At 59.9% G+C, this 14,400-nt stretch carries 13 protein-coding genes; 9 read left to right on the forward strand and 4 right to left on the reverse strand.

Annotation, left to right across the window (positions count from 1 at the left end; genetic code table 11):
- Positions 1-77 precede the first annotated feature (77 nt).
- Positions 78-1,454: an MFS transporter gene (locus tag ACED88_RS08555; RefSeq protein ID WP_377129599.1), complete on the reverse strand. Its 1,377-nt coding sequence runs from the start codon at positions 1,452-1,454 to the stop codon at positions 78-80.
- Between the two features lie 140 nt (positions 1,455-1,594).
- On the opposite strand from ACED88_RS08555, the gene ACED88_RS08560 reads away from it, so the two are divergent.
- The 6 genes from ACED88_RS08560 to ACED88_RS08585 all read left to right on the forward strand — a co-directional run bounded on the left by ACED88_RS08560 (position 1,595) and on the right by ACED88_RS08585 (position 9,035).
- Complete coding sequence (locus ACED88_RS08560) at positions 1,595-2,800, forward strand: PucR family transcriptional regulator (RefSeq protein ID WP_449109351.1); 1,206 nt, start codon at positions 1,595-1,597, stop codon at positions 2,798-2,800.
- Between the two features lie 167 nt (positions 2,801-2,967).
- On the forward strand, positions 2,968-3,459 hold the full coding sequence (locus tag ACED88_RS08565) for an aromatic ring-opening dioxygenase LigA (protein ID WP_449107361.1): 492 nt from the start codon (positions 2,968-2,970) through the stop codon (positions 3,457-3,459).
- Positions 3,460-3,617: 158 nt separating this feature from the next.
- Positions 3,618-4,139, forward strand: a complete 522-nt coding sequence (locus ACED88_RS08570) for a DUF4190 domain-containing protein (RefSeq protein WP_449107362.1) — start codon at positions 3,618-3,620, stop codon at positions 4,137-4,139.
- A 137-nt stretch (positions 4,140-4,276) separates the two neighbouring features.
- Positions 4,277-7,105, forward strand: coding sequence for a bifunctional acetate--CoA ligase family protein/GNAT family N-acetyltransferase (locus ACED88_RS08575; protein WP_449109352.1), 2,829 nt, complete (start codon positions 4,277-4,279; stop codon positions 7,103-7,105).
- A 72-nt stretch (positions 7,106-7,177) separates the two neighbouring features.
- Positions 7,178-7,801: a DUF5998 family protein gene (locus tag ACED88_RS08580; protein ID WP_449109353.1), complete on the forward strand. Its 624-nt coding sequence runs from the start codon at positions 7,178-7,180 to the stop codon at positions 7,799-7,801.
- A 1-nt stretch (position 7,802) separates the two neighbouring features.
- Entirely contained in the window at positions 7,803-9,035 is a 1,233-nt protein-coding gene (locus ACED88_RS08585) for an alkaline phosphatase family protein (protein WP_449109354.1), read from the forward strand.
- A gap of 33 nt (positions 9,036-9,068) precedes the next feature.
- On the opposite strand, the gene ACED88_RS08590 is transcribed toward ACED88_RS08585, so the two are convergent.
- A complete protein-coding gene (locus ACED88_RS08590; protein WP_449109355.1) occupies positions 9,069-10,064 on the reverse strand; it encodes a hypothetical protein in 996 nt (331 codons plus the stop codon).
- A 253-nt stretch (positions 10,065-10,317) separates the two neighbouring features.
- Positions 10,318-11,652 (reverse strand): septation protein SepH, encoded by a 1,335-nt coding sequence (gene sepH, locus ACED88_RS08595; RefSeq protein WP_449109356.1) that lies wholly within the window; start codon positions 11,650-11,652, stop codon positions 10,318-10,320.
- A gap of 424 nt (positions 11,653-12,076) precedes the next feature.
- Here sepH and ACED88_RS08600 point away from each other — a divergent pair, with 424 nt between their 5' ends.
- A complete protein-coding gene (locus ACED88_RS08600) occupies positions 12,077-12,376 on the forward strand; it encodes a DUF4193 domain-containing protein (RefSeq protein WP_083091691.1) in 300 nt (99 codons plus the stop codon).
- A gap of 110 nt (positions 12,377-12,486) precedes the next feature.
- On the opposite strand, the gene ACED88_RS08605 is transcribed toward ACED88_RS08600, so the two are convergent.
- A complete protein-coding gene (locus ACED88_RS08605) occupies positions 12,487-12,954 on the reverse strand; it encodes a DUF3093 domain-containing protein (RefSeq protein ID WP_237199542.1) in 468 nt (155 codons plus the stop codon).
- A 132-nt stretch (positions 12,955-13,086) separates the two neighbouring features.
- On the opposite strand from ACED88_RS08605, the gene dut reads away from it, so the two are divergent.
- Positions 13,087-13,530, forward strand: coding sequence for a dUTP diphosphatase (dut, locus tag ACED88_RS08610; RefSeq protein WP_449109357.1), 444 nt, complete (start codon positions 13,087-13,089; stop codon positions 13,528-13,530).
- 34 nt (positions 13,531-13,564) lie between these two features.
- A complete protein-coding gene (locus tag ACED88_RS08615) occupies positions 13,565-14,395 on the forward strand; it encodes a DUF3710 domain-containing protein (RefSeq protein WP_449107368.1) in 831 nt (276 codons plus the stop codon).
- Positions 14,396-14,400: the final 5 nt, after the last annotated feature.

Genomic DNA, 14,400 nt, shown 5'->3' on the forward strand with positions numbered 1-14,400 from the left:
CTAGCTTGTGGGGTTGGTTGCCTTGTGTTGATTGGGTTGTGGGGGTGTTGGGGACACACTTTTCTGCCTATAACCCGTTACTTCTTAGGCTCTACCGTGGGGATAGATGAAGTAGCAACCTTCTCCATGAGGTCAGCATCGGCGTCACGAACCCGCTGATAGTTTTTCTGGGTGGTAAACGCCGCGGCAAGGAACGAGAGAACCGCGCACCCGATGAAAAAGTACATGGGCGAGGTTATATCGCCGGTGGCATTCACTAGGTAAGTTGCGATAAAGGGCGCGGAGCCACCGAAGACTGCAACGGGAATGTTGTAGCCCATGGAAATACCGGTGGCGCGAATGGACGTGGGAATCAGGTCGCTCATCACCGCGTAGGGGGTTGAAGAGTAGAGACCAAAGAGCACGCAAATCACCATAAAGGGCAGGAAGATTTCGGACGGCGTTGAGCCGGGGGCCGTGGTGAAGTACCAGTAGAGCGCGGGTATGGTGAGCGCAGAGGTTGCCATGAGGAACCAGCGCCGGCCGAAAACGTCGGTAATCAGGCCACCCAGGGGCATGAGGGAAGCTGCCGTTAGACCGCCGATGGTGATGAACCAGAAACGGGTGTTAGCTGAGAATCCTAGGTCCTTGACGAAGTAGGTGGAGGAGTAGGTCAAAATAAGGTAGAACATGCTTGCCAGCAGGGCAATGGAGCCTGCGACCAGGGTGATGTTGAGTTTCCACTGGAAGGTGGCGCGGATGGGGCGCTTCTCTTGATGGCCTGATTCTGAAATTGCCTCAAACTGGGCGGTGTCTTCCAGGCGGGAGCGGATGAAAGCTGCGATGAGGCCGAGCGGGCCGGCAATGATAAAGGGAATACGCCAGCCGTATTCCTGCATGGCAGCGTCGCCCAGGATTGAGGCAAGGCCGTTGGCTACGATGGAGCCCAAGATAAGGCCTGAGACTGCGATGGTCATGAGTAGCGATGTGGCTAGGCCACGACGTTCGGGGCCGCCGTATTCGGCAACGTAGGAGGTGACGGTACCGATTTCACCGCCCGCGGAGAGCCCCTGAAGGCAGCGAGCCAGAATAAGTAGAGCGGGGGCTACAAAACCGATGGCTTCGTAGGTGGGGAGCAGGCCAATCACGAAGGTGGAGCCCGACATAAGGAACATGACCAGGGCCATGGTATTTTTGCGTCCGATGCGGTCACCGAGCGGGCCGAAGACGAAGCCACCGAGGGGCCTCATAAAGAAAGAAAGTGCAAAGGTGGCGAAGGATGCGAGCAGGGCTACTGCCGGTGTGTTAGCTGAGAAGAAGGCAGCACCTACATAAATGGCAACGAAGCCGTAGACACCGTAGTCATACCATTCGATGAGGTGCCCAGCGACGGCTCCGATGAAGGCTTTGCGCTTTTGCTTAGTGGTGCGTACCGGCTGCATCACCTTTTCTGCTTTGAAGATAGCTTCTGTCATTTTGGTTCCCTTGGTGGTATTTGTGCGGACGCCCCCGGCAGGTAGGCGTTGCACTAACAGTAATAATGTGATTTACATCATGGCAATGTAGGTTTTTTCATTACATGTTGCTCTGGTGTGTAATTTTCTACAATGGTGATATGCGTGAGATACCTTACATTAGCTTGGATGTTTTACTGCGAACTCTGGTTGTGGAAAAGGATGCCCTGGTGGTGAGTGCTGTAAGAGCTGTTGTTGATGAGCTCTCGGAGTACCGGTCAGTACCACGTGAAGAGCTGGTTGATAGCGTGGCAGGGGTTTTTGATGCGGCGATAACGTGCCTAGAAAGTTCTGCTCCTGTAGATGAAGTCTTGGGTGGTGGGCATGAAGGGGTCTATGAAGTGGCTCCTCGCCGAAAGGTGCAGGGGGTTTCTCTGGCCTCTGTGTTGAGGGCGCACCGCCTTGCTCTATCTGCTACCCAGCGAAGATTTGTGCAGATGGCTGAGCGTTCTGGCTTGCCTTTTGAAAAACGCCTGGAGGCCATGGGGATTATGTGGGAGGTGGGTGAGTGGTTCATGGTTCAGGCGGCGCGCGACTATGAACCTGCCCTGTTGAGCGACACCGAGCGGAGAAAGGTTGAAAAACGCGACTTTCTAACTCGTCTTGTGCAGGGGGTTTTGGAGGCGGCGGACGAAGAGCGCCTGGCTAGTCGCCTGGGGCTGCCCGGGGAGCTGGAATATCAGGTAGTTCTGGGTTGGGAGGTCTCCCCGATTACATGGGCTGCTGAGGTTGAGAGTGCTTTTTCGGGTGCACTTGCCCCGGCTTTAGCCGATGCGGTTGAGGGGTGCCTGGTGGGGGTGCTTCCAGCCCTTGAGGGGGCGGACGCTGCTGCCTCCCGAGTGAGTAGCTGGCAGGAGCTTCGCGGTGGAGTTTTAGCTCTTGGACGTCCTGTTCATATGGGTAATCTGGCGGCATCGCTGGAAGAAGCGCGAATCGTCTTAGCTTCGTTAGAACCGGGCAGCGTAGGGTGCTTTGATGTGCGCAGTCGGGGCTGGCGCCTAGCGGTTGCCTGTACCCCCTGGCTGGGGGGTGTTGTAGAACAGGGGTTATTGGCGCCTCTGCGGGAGAATCGCGGCGGCGGTGAAGCCCTGCTGATGTATGTGTGGGCGTTTTTGGAGCATGGCCGTAGTTATCGTGATGCTGCCCAGGCTCTCTATATCCACGAGAATACTTTGCGGAATAAGGTCGCGAAATTTGAGCAGATCACCGGCCGTAGTCTGAACGAAATTGATACCTGTATCGAACTAATGTGGCTGCGGCACGATATGGCCCTAAAGGGCACTCTCAGTGTAGGTGATTCAGTCTAAATCACCTTATCAATAAGGTTATGTGGACTATTTTAAGTGAATATTAAGAGGTTTTATGTGAAGTGGAATAAGGGGGTGGTGGACGATAAAATAATACATAGTTATAAAACATTGCTGAAGATTCAGCAGTGGACAATATTCACCCACTACCTCTTGAGAGGCCTATCATGTCACGCCTTGCCGGGCTTGTATCGATTCTTGCCGCCATCGTCATGCTGATTGGAGGTGCCACCGTGTGGGTTACAGTTAGCAGCCAGCTCGCAGAAGAGCGCATTAGCGTACCTGCCGATTCTGAATTTATGGGCGGCGCCTTTGCCGGTAAGGATGTTAAAGGCCCCCTGACTGCTTACGCTCAGGCAGAAACCATTCGCCAGCATGCCACCGCAGGTGCTGAAGGTACCGTTTACGAAGGGAAAACCTATGCCGAGCTGGGTGCCATGGTGCGCGAAGCTCAAGAGACTGGCGATGAAGCACTGGCAGAAGAACTTCAGACCCGCCGCAACCTGGTGATGGACGCTTCTTTCTTGCGCGCTTCTCTCTTCACCTCGGTTGTTTCCTTTGGTGTATCAGCCCTGGTCATGGGACTGGGAGTTGTGCTTGGTTTTATCGGTGCCGCTCTGCTCAAAATTGCTCCGAAAAAGGTAGCTGTTACCGCCTAGTTCTCTGAGTAGCAGCAAGTCCCAGCCCCGTTTCTTCGCCTCTATGCGGTGAGTAGAAGCGGGGCTGTTGCCTAGATTACGAGGTGACGGTACTGGTAAGCTGACCATAGGATAAGGCCCGGTAGCGGGCCAATGGTTTTAGGAAGAAAGAGGACGCCGTGAGCACCCAGCCCCCGCTTACCCCCCAGTCGCAAGCACCCGCGGGCACGGACGTCCTTCTACCTCCTGTTCTGGACTACGAAACCCCGGGGGAGCCTGCCCAGTACCGGGTGCCAGGCACCCACCGCCGCCCCTACGGAGAAATAGCGCGGGATAAGCGAGGCCGTGGCTACTACCAGGCGGTCATGGCTCTATCGGTGGGCGTGGCGAGCTGGCTTGTAGTGCTCATGGCGGGCGTTTTTGCCCTGCTAGCTCTCATTCCTGCGGTGGCAGCTATCGTGCTGGGTATCAAAGCCTTACACGCTCGCAAGCGTAACCCGCGCACCCGCTTTCATGGGCAGACAGCCGGTATGGCCTGGGGCGGTATTGCCCTGGGCATTCTCTGCATCCCGGTGGCGGTCTTCTTCTACTTCATGGCGAGCTGGTTCCTGAACGGGGCCGAAACCGCAAACTGCGAAATCACCCACGCCGGGGACGAAGAGGCTATCACCCGCTGTATCGAGAGCAACACCAGCTACTAAAAATGAGTGGGAGCCTGCAGCGACTCTTATTCTTCCACTAAACATCGAGAGGGCCCATCGTAACCATAGGGCTGTGAGCTCCACCTCAATCACGTTATGATGGGGGAAAGCGCCCCCAGCATGCCCAGGAGCACCCCGTGACTGAATCAGAAGCACCCGCAGGCCGCTACGAGCAGGACGGCCAGGCCCCGCGTTTCACCCCGGCTGACCCAGCCCACCCCACAACCGACGAAATCCCCTTCATCTACCCGGCCCACTGGGAGGCGGACGTCGTTTTGCGCGACGGAGCCACCGCCAACCTGCGCCCCGTCGTCCCCACCGACCGGGCAGCCCTCGAAAAAATGTACGCGGGCCAGTCTGAACGCACTATCTACCTGCGTTTCTTCACCCACAAACCCACCCTGAGCGACAAAGAACTAACCCGGTTCACCACGGTGGATCACAATAACCGGGTCGCCTTCGTCATCATGCTGGGTGATGAAATGATCGGCATCGGCCGCTACGACCGCACCCACAACCCCACCGAGGCCGAAGTGGCCTTTATGATTTCCGATGCCCACCAGGGGCGCGGCATCGGGTCAATCCTGCTAGAACACCTCGCAGCAGCAGCTAACGAACGCGGTATCGACAGGTTCAGCGCCGAAGTCCTGCCCCAGAACCGCAAAATGCTCAACGTCTTTACCGACGCGGGCTACGAGATTTCCCGCGAATTTGAAGACGGTATGGTGATGGTCTACTTCAACATCGACCCCACCGACCGCTCCCGCGGCGTGATGGAAGCCCGCGAGCACCGTGCTGAAGCCAAATCTATCGCCGAGCTCCTTGCCCCCGACACCGTTGCCGTGATCGGTACAGCACCCCGCTGGGAAGCCAACGGTCACAAGGTTATTAAAACCCTGGTGGAAGGCGGATTCACCGGCACCCTCTACGGCGTTAACGAGGACCAGCTACCTGCCGGTGAGGTGCCCGTTTACCCCAGCATCGGTGAAGTGCCGGCCCGTGTAGATTTAGCTATTATCGCCGTCCCCATCGCCGAGGTAGCCGCAGCCGTAGAAGCCTGCGGCGAGGCGGGCGTCCGTGGCGTCCTCATCTATACCTCCGGCTACGCGGACGACGGGGCCCGCGGCCGCGCCCGCCAAAAAGCCCTGGTGAAATCAGCACGTAGTCACGGTATGCGCGTGATCGGCCCTGCCTCCTTTGGCCTGCTGAACAATAACCCGGGCGTCCGCCTTGACGCCACCATCAGCGCCCAGGATCCCAAGCCCGGCGCCCTGGGTCTTTTTAGCCAGTCCTCAGCTATTGGCGCCATGTTCTCTAACACCGCCGTCAAGCGCAATATCGGTGTATCGTCCCTGGTTTCAGCGGGCAACCGCGCCGATGTGTCGGGTAACGACATCATGCAGTACTGGGAAGACGACGAAGCAACCCGCGTCTGCGCCCTCTACCTTGAATCTATCGGCAACCCCCGAAAGTTCTCCCGTATCGCCCGCAGGCTTTCCCGCGTCAAGCCCGTGCTCGTGGCCAAGAACGCTGTGACCGGCCAGCAGCTCCCTCCCGGGCATTCGGGGCGAACCTCCATCGCCCCCACCGAAGCCCTGGACGCCATGTTCAAGCAGGCCGGAGTTATCAGCGCCGAAACCTTCGACCAGGTGCTCGACGTTGCCCAGGTGCTGGTCTCCCAGCCCCTTCCCGCTGGGCGGCGTGTGGCTATCCTCTCCAACGCCTCAGCCCTGGGGCAGATTATCGCCGACAAGTCCGAGGCCCTGAACATCGATGTGCGGGTGACCGAGTCCATGCTGAGGCTCACCGATGACGGTATCGACGGGCTAGAGGTGCTTGAAGACGTGGCAACCAGCGCCCTCGAAGCATCAGACATTGATGCGGCCATTGGCGTCTTCCTTACCGGCGACTCTATCGACCCCAAGGACGTTGCCCGCGTCCTTTACCGCGCAGGCAAGCGCACCGGAAAACCCGTGGTTGCTGCCTTCCCCGGCACGCTCAGCTTTGATGCCGCCCTTCGCGGAATCTGGGAAGACCCGGATGAGCGGACGCCCGCCCCGGCAGAGAACGACACGGAGGGGGAGAGCGCCCCCGTCCTGCAAGAAGGGCTGCCCTGCTTTGAGTCCCCGGGGGCTTCTATACTGGCTTTGGCAAGCGTCATGGACTATGTGGAGTGGCGGGAGAAAGAAACCGGGGTACTGGCTACTCCCGAGAATGTCAGCCCCAAGGCTGCGGCCGCTGATATCGCCCAGCACCTGACCCAGGTGAGCGGTGAGAACCTGCTCGATGTATCGGCCTCTGCCACCGAAGAACTTCTTGCCCACTACGGCATTAGCCTGCTACCCGAATATGGCTTTGACACCGCAGAAGAAGCCGTTGAGGCCGCTGCCCGGGCGGGCGGCTACCCGGTTGTTTTGAAAACCACAGACGACTTCCTGCGCCACCGCATAGACCTGGGCGGTGTGCGCCTGGGCATCGAAAGCGATGCCGAACTCATCAGCGAAATAGCCCAAATGCACCGCGTGCTCGAACCCTACGGCAGGTTCGACCTCACCGTGCAGAAACAGGCCCCGGCCGGTCAAACAGCGGTACTCACCGGTATCGAAGACCCCCTGATCGGTCCCGTGGTCTCTTTCGGTATGGCCGGGGATGCCACCAGTCTGCTGGAAGACTGGGCCCACCGCATCCCGCCGCTAACCGAACGGGATGTCTACAAGATGGTGCGCTCGCCCAAGGCAGCAGCCAAGCTCTTTGCCGACGGCGACCTGCCCCAGGTGCGGGTTGACCTGCTCGAAGATCTCTGCGCCCGGGTAGCCCTGATGAAAGACAACCACCCCGAGATCGCCTACCTTGAACTCAACCCCGTTCTGCTCTCACAAGAGACCCTCACCGTGGTGGGTGCCAAGATACGCCTGGGCAACCCCCAGCAGCGCACCGATTCTGCCCGCCGAACCATGAGCAGCTAAGTGTAACCTAGTCATGACCTAAGATGGAGGGTAGACCTACCGACCATATCTACCCTAGAAAGAGACGAGACGATGAACCTCAGCGCAGCCGAAGCCCTTACAAGGGATATTCAGCAGGCAGGCTTTTACCCCGAGCTCGTCCTCGATACGGTCGATGAAGCCCTGGCGGGGCTGGTACCTACCTCGCACCTGGTTCAGGTAGAGACCCACTTTGACCAGAACGAGGTGCACCGCCACATTACGGTGCTGGTGCTGGCCGGTCAGATGCTCCTGGTCGCCCACCTGGATGACCAGAACCTCGACGAAAGCGGCCAGCAGGTGCTCGCCCACGTGTCGGTTGAGACCCTGCACGTGAGCCGTATTCGAACCCTGACTATCAGTTACACCTACCCGCAGCCCCAACACTACCGGGCCGGTAGCCCCGTTTCAGAGGTCTCGATGCTGATTGCCTGGACGGGCTCCCAGCGCCTTGACGTACAACCGGCAGACTGCCCCGACCCCGCTTGCGACGCCGACCACGGCTACACCGGTATGGGCCCGAGGGAAGACATGCTCCTGCGCGTGAGCGCCCCTGCCGACGGGGAAGAGGCTACCACCCAGGCTAGGAGCTTCGCCCGCGCACTGCGCTCTGCCCACATGGCAGCAATGAACCAGGTAGCCACCCCGGCAGGCGGCTTAGCTCAGGCAGGGGCCTAACATGAGCGTCCTGACCGACTACTGCGGTAACGCCCTACCCACCGAACCCGGCTATGGCGGCAACAATCTAGCCGATCTCTTCGAATCCTGCGGCACCCTGGTCGCCCAGGGGTCTATCACCCCCGACCCGCACCCCCTGCACGGGGCAGGGCGTCACGACCTGCTCGGCCTGGCAGACCGCCTGCGCGCCGCCGGGGTTGACCCTACCCGCTACCGTAGCGTTTGTCTGGTCATGGTCGATGGTCTGGGGCAGAGCCTACTGAGTACCTATGGCTCCTACGCCCCCTTCCTGAAGAAGGCCACCCAGCTTGGCCCGATTCACTCGGCCGTCCCCTCAACCACGGTAGCTTCACTCAGCAGCCTGGGAACAGCGACCCCGCCGGGCTACCACGGCATGGCGGGGTACGAGGTGAAAAATCCGGCTACCGGGGCCGTCATGAACCAGCTCTCGGGCTGGGACAAAGCCGTCGACCCCCACCAGTGGCAGCCCCACCCCACGGTCTTTGAGCGCTACCAGAACCACCTGGATGTAGCGACAGTATCGCTGAGCAAGTATGCGGGCACCGGCCTGAGCGAGGCTGGCCTGCGGGGCGGACGCTTCGTGCACGCAGCCGGGTATGCTGCCCGCACCACCCTGGCCGCTAGCCTGCTAAATTCCCGTAAGCCGTCCCTGGTCTACCTCTACTGGGGGGAAATCGATCAGGCCGGGCATAAGTTTGGTACCCGGTCCGACCAGTGGCTAGAGCAGCTTGAAGAGCTCAACCTCGCGCTGAAATCGCTGGCCCGCAGGCTGCCCCCGCACGTGCTACTGCTGGTGACGGCAGACCACGGCATGGTCGATATCGCCCCTGAGAACCGCATCGACTACTCGGGCGATACGGCTCTGCTGGATAACATTGAGCTGACGGCGGGCGAACCCCGCATGGTGCAGCTCTACTTGAAAGACCCCAGCGCTTCTGCCCGCCAGGATGCCCTGGGCCGGTGGGCTGAGGCTTGGGGAGAACAGGCCTGGGTCTTTGACTCAGAAGAACTCTTTGAAGCCGGCTATTTTGGCCAGCCGATAACCGACGAGGCCCGCAGCCGTATCGGCGATATGATCGTGGCTGCCCGCGAACCTATCGCCCTCTACGACATGCGGCACTACAAGCCCCACGCCCTGCAGATGGTGGGCCAGCACGGGTCTCTCACACTTGAGGAAACTCAGGTGCCCCTGCTGATGCTACCCACCGGCTAGAACCGGTGCGGACGTTTTCCCCACCGCGTGGGGCTAGGAGCCAGTGGCTGCCGCTGCGGTAGGAGCCACGGCGTTTCCCTCATCTGCGGGAGTTAAGGGGACACTCGCTGCGCTACCTTCGTCCGTAGCTGAAGTTTCGACGGAGCGATCAGGTTCGTCAGCAGGAGTAGCGTCACCGGGAGCTACAACTTCACCCGGGTCATTAGCTATCTGGGTTGGCTCAAGAACTAGGGTTTCCTCTGCCACCGGAGTCTCATCTTCGGTACTGTCGAGAGTTGGTTCCAGCGCTGAAGGCTCGGGGATCTGCTCAACTGCAGGAACTTCTTCAGTCGGCGCATATAGAACGCTACCGGGAGCTACCGGCTCTTCGGTGCCGCCGTCTTGTTCTGTGACAGTCGGTGCCTTGGTGTTAAAACTAGGAACGGGTGCCGCCGTTGAACTTTCTGCAGCCGCTGAGCTGGTCTCTGCTACCGTGGGTGCCGGGGTCGCCTCTACCGTGGTTTGTTGAGAGCTTTCGTCGTTGAGGGGTAGTAAGAAAGCGGCGACTAGGGCGATAGCGGCTGCCGTGAGCACCGCGGAACCTACAAAAAAGACCTTTGACCCGGTCTTGCGTTCTTCCTGCTCATCTTCCGCATGACGGGGGTTCAGCTGATCACGTTCAGCTGCTGCGGCCGCCGCTGCGGCAAGAGCCGCCTGCCTGCGGGCCTCTTCTGCCCGTTCAGCTTCTTTAGCTGCGGCCTTTTCGGCAGCCCTGTCTGCCCGTCGTTCTTCTCGGGTGAGTTTCTCAACGACGTCGCCGTTGCGCATGAGGCCAAAGGCCAGAGAGTCGTCGTCCGTATCCACAACAGTACGGGTGCTCCCGCTATCTTCAGTCACGTACTCGTAACCGTTAGCTAGCGGCATAGCTTCGGTTGCATCATCGGTAGCGCCCTCGGCAGCGGGGGAAGGGAAAGCTTCTGTGGCGTCGTCGGCGGTGGTGGGCTTCTGGTCTTTAGAATGTGGTGACTGGTGGGAACGGGGCGTGGTCACGGTTTCCTTATCAAGTATTTATAAGCCCTTTACCCGTCTGCGAAAGGGGCGCGACATGGGCTGGTGCGGTGAAAATAAGAGAGATTACTGTATCTAGTGTACGCGCTGAAAGCTTGCCGGTGCTGTGGTGCCTCTAACGAAAATGCTGGCGGTGCGGGGCAACCCCCTTCCGCTTCTCGTCAGACGGTAAGGCCCCGCGTTCTGCCTAGACAGGCGGACGCGGGGCCATAACCTACACCGGATAACGGTGGCTCTATCGGCGCTGGTTGCCGAAGATGATGTCATCCCAGCTCGGTACGCTCGTGCGCTTGGCCCGGCTCGACTTGGGCTGCTGGGTCTTAGGCTCTTCGACCTGCTCGGCCTGAGCCTCAGGGGCATCTTCTGCAGTCTCGGCGAGGGGGGCCTCAGCCTCCTGAGTGTCGTCTTCACTCTTAGACTCCACAGCGACGGGCGAGCCATCGGTGCCCTGGCTCTGCTCATCAGGCAGGGCGCCCTGAGCACTTGAAGTCTCGGCGGGCAGGGGAGCTTCCTCAAGAGCTGCCGGAGACTCAGCGCTATTCTCGGTAGCCTCATCAGGCGCCTGCTGCCCTACGGTATTTTCACTAGCGGTATTTTCGCTAGCGGCAGTCTGATGCTGGGCTGTTTCGTCGACTACCGACGCAGCAGGTTCTTCGGCTTCAGGGGCAGGTTCGGCCTGCACCTCGGCCGCAGGGGCAGGGCGGGAGCTGCGGCGGGCACGTTCGAGCAGGTCGGCTAGTTTGCGCTCGCTGGCGGGGTCAAAGGAGCGGACGCCGCGGCGAGCGGTGAGCTCGTCGAGCAGCTCGTTCTGTTCCTTCTGCTCGGGAACGCTCACGCGGGTCAAACGGGGTTCAGCGACCTGGACACCAACGGGGGCGGGGGCTGCCTGTTCAGAGGCTTCCTCCGCAGAGTCCTCCTGAGGAGCTGCAGCCTGTTTAGTCGGGCCCGGAATGGGAGCATCGTGGGAGTGATCGCGGCCCATGAGGAAGTAGGCAGCTTCATTGGAAGCGTAGATGCTCTGGTTGGCAGGGTTGAAGTTCCACCGGGCGGGGAACATGACGCCGCGCGGTAGGTTGGCCTGGGCGTCCTCGCCTAGCTCTACATCGACAGACACGGTCCACTGGCCTGACTCCTGCTGCCAGGTGCTCCATTCCATGGGGGCTTGGGCGAAGTCGAAGCGTTCAGATACGGCTTCGATGTGCTGGTTGAGGCTTTGTGCTGCTCCACCCTGGCCGGGGGCGGGGGAGATGACCACGGTGCGGGCTGTCTGGATGATGTTGGCGCGTTCAGCGACGATGGGCCACTCGTAGCGGCGCACGCGCTCCGGCTCCCAACCTGACTCTGCGGCAATCTCTTCAACCGTTGCGCCCTGTCGGAAACGGGTCTGGATGTCGCGGGGGCCAAAGGTGCCGCTAGCGCTGCCCCCGCGCAGGGGGCTGATGCGGCGGGCGCGGGCAATGCTCTGCCGTAGGTTCTGGTCGATGGGCAAGAGGTAGGTTGTGCCGTCAGATGATTCGAGAACGAGGTTTTCACCGTCGTCGTGGATGCCAGCAAGTCGCAGTTCTCGCACTGCTCGGTCTCCTTAGATGGGGCCGGGCACCGCCTCAGCAGAGAGGGGTGCTCACTTCAATCTTTACACTTACTTGAAAGACTACCGGCTCAAGCTGTGCTTGAAAGCTAAAGTAGCTGGGGGTGGGAGAGAAGTTTTGGAAAAACCCGGTTTTTCAAGGATTTTTCGCTCAAGTTCAGCAAGAGCTTGAAATATTTTTCTGGTTCCTAACCAGCCCTATCCAAGTCATTGTGACTCGCTGAGAGAGAACATGAAGTTTCCACTTGCATTATCGGGGGCAATGGTGAACAATTCTACCCGTCACCTCAACACAGTCGTAGACCCTGACGAGCGCAGAGTTGGTCGACACCAAGACCGAGGTGCAGGTACCCCAGACCAGACAGAGGGGGTATCTACCCTTCGCACACTTAATACGGAGAAAACCATGGCAACCGATTACGATGCACCTCGCAAGCAGGATGAAGAGAGCAAGGACCAGTCCTTTGAGGAGCTGCGTTCACGCCCCTCAGAAATGCAGTCAGGTGCAGTGGATGAGGACGAAAACGCAGCGGCCGAAAGTTTTGAGCTGCCCGGTGCTGACCTCTCCAATGAAGAGCTGAACGTTGTGGTGCTCCCTGCACAGGACGACGAGTTCACCTGTGCTTCTTGCTTCCTAGTGCGTCATCGTTCCCAGATTGCCCGCGAAGAGGGCGATCTCAAGTTCTGCATCGAGTGCGAGAGCTAAGACTAAGAAACTTCAAAAGTAAGAGGGCGGGCCCGCGTTGCACAACGCGGGCCCGCCCTCGTATCGCCTAGAGACTTAGGTCTGCCAGGTGCTAACAGTCTTTGGGCGTCTTAGTCTTCTTCGGGCAGCCCCTCATTCAGGATGGCGGCAATTTTTTCGGGGTGGCGGGAGGACGCAATCCAGTAGGGGGTGGGGTCTGCCGGGTCAGTGATCTGAACACGAATGACTGAGGTAATCCACCCGCGGAAACACATGTAGGCGCGGCCATCGAGGGCCGGGCCGGTAGCGAGGCGGGCATCTTCACCTCGGAAGGCGTAGGCTCGACCAACATAGTCACGTTCGATACGGGCCCTACCGAAGCGTACGGTGGTCTCGGTAATTTCGATGGTGGGGGAGCTGCCGTAGAGTATTCCGCCGACCAGAAGGAACATCACGATACCGGCAATAATGCCAGCGGTGATATTAATCGGTGCGCCGACCAGGAAGGAGGCTAGGCCAACACCCAGGCAGCCTATCCACAGGCCGATTCCGGGGGCCAGACGTTCACGGTACAGCACGGTGGGGGCGGTAGCAGGCATAGCTTCCTTCGACGAGGGACAAACTGTGAAGTATGAGCCGGGGCAAACCCGGCGCACAGGTTCTAGTCTAAGGGGTTTTGGCGCCCGATGTGGGCGGCACCGGAGAGCTTAAGCCGGTACAGTAAAGAGGTGATGAACCAGCTTAAGATTGATATCAAGATGCTCGATGAGGGAATTGAGCCCCCCGCCTACGCCCAGCCCGGGGATGCCGGTGCTGATTTGCGCTCTCGCGTGGACCTCACCCTGCAACCGGGTGAGCGGGCCTTAGTGCCGACCGGCGTAGCCATCGCCTTGCCTGATGGGTATGTGGGTCTGGTACACCCCCGTTCGGGTCTGGCAGCTAAGCACGGCATTACGATTGTGAACGCACCGGGCACCGTTGATTCCGGGTATCGGGGTGAGCTTATGGTCTGCCTGCTCAACACCGACCGGGAGCAGGCTTTTGAGATTCAGCGCGGTGACCGCATTGCCCAGCTGGTTATTCAGCGGTTTGAGTCGGCTACTTTTAATGTGGTGCAGAGTTTGAGCGAAACTGAGCGTGGAACTGCCGGGTTCGGTTCAACGGGCGTACAGTAAGAGCAGTAGATAGGCGAGGGCCGAAGGAGGCACTATGTTTGGTTTTGGTAAGAAAAAGAATGGCGCGGACGCCGCGACTGAGCGTGAGCAGGGTGTGGCAGCTGCCGCTGTAGAGAGCGACGAGAAGGAAATCGCCGCTGAAGAGGCGCCTGCTGAGGCTGCCCAGGGCGGCACCCAGCAGCCTGCCGCGCAGCAGGAGCCTGCGGCGTCCTTCGTGGAATTTACCCGTGATAACGGCCCCTTTGACATTACCGAGCAGCGCACCGGCTCTAGCTACATCGACCTGGGCGGCCTGCTGGTCAAGAGCAACCCCGGGCTGAACCTGCGCCTTGAGGCGGATCAGAAGACCCAGCAGGTTATCGCGGTGACCCTGCAGCTGGGCGAAGGCACCCTGCAGGTGCAGGCTTTTGCGGCTCCTAAGAGTCGCGGTATCTGGGATGAAATTCGTAAGGAACTGTCTGAGAGCGTGCGCCGCCAGGGTGGCCAGGTTGATATCAACGACGGCCCCTTCGGGCGTCAGCTGATCTCCCGCGTACCCGCTGAACTTCCCGACGGACGCAAGGGCTTCCGGATTGCCCGTTTCGTGGGCGTGGACGGCCCCCGCTGGTTCGTCCGCGGTGTCTTCTCGGGCAAGGCTGTGCTACCCGGTGAGAGCGCTACCGCTCTTGAAGAGGTCTTCCGCACCATCGTGGTCAACCGTGGCTCTGACCCCATGCCCCCGCGCGACCTGCTGCCCATGCGCGTACCCCAGAACATTCAGGACGCCGCAGCCGCCCAGGCCGCTGCCGCAGCGGCTGCCCAGGCTGAGAAGAAGCCCACCGTTGAGGTGCCCCGCCGCGGCCCCGAAATCACTGAAATCGGCTAGTGCCC

The organism is Rothia sp. 11273D007AR, assembly GCF_053547255.1.